1 protein-coding gene is annotated in these 643 nt (G+C 48.7%); it reads right to left on the bottom strand.

Annotation, left to right across the window (positions count from 1 at the left end; all coding sequences use genetic code 11):
- A partial coding sequence (locus HMPREF3168_RS10685) for an ABC transporter substrate-binding protein (protein ID WP_246825686.1) occupies nt 1–643 on the bottom strand: 643 nt, incomplete at both ends.

Consider the following 643-nt stretch of genomic DNA (forward strand, 5'->3'; position numbering starts at 1 on the left):
TTCCTTCAAGCCCTTGTTCATGTACTTAACGGCTTCCTTCTTGTTGGTTGAAGCTGGGTAGAAGCTTTTAGCAGACTTGGAGATCCGCTTAGTGTAGTCTTCACCGTTAACGTCAGTCAATTGAGTTGGAGTCAAAGTGTTGGCTGGAACACTGTTGCCGCCCAGGGATGAAGTCAAGCCCTTCCGGTCAACAGCAAGTGACAAGGCCTTGCGGATGTTGGTGTTAGCCAGGTACTTGTTCTTGGCAACGTTGAATTGCAGGTAGAAGGTAGCACCTTGGTTCAAGGTTACGTAGCCCTTCTGGTTCTTCAATTGCTTGGTTTGTGAAGCGTCCAGGCCAGTGTAGTCCAGCTTGTTTGACTGGTACAAGTTGTAAGCAGTTGATGGAGTCTTTTGTACGCTCCAAGTGATCGTGTCAAGCTTGACGTTCTTCTTGTCCCAGTAGTATGGGTTCTTGACCATCTTCCAAGACAGGTTTGAGCCAGTCCAGCCAACTTGCTTAAATGGCCCGTTGTAGAGCACGTACTTAGAAGCCGTACCGTACTTAGAACCGTACTTGGCAACAGCCTTTTCTGACTGCGGGAAGAAGACAGCAAAGCCCATCAGCTTGTCGAAGTATGGGATACGCCGTTCCAGGGTGATA

This window comes from Lactobacillus sp. HMSC08B12 (assembly GCF_001808415.1).
GTDB lineage: Bacteria > Bacillota > Bacilli > Lactobacillales > Lactobacillaceae > Lactobacillus > Lactobacillus delbrueckii.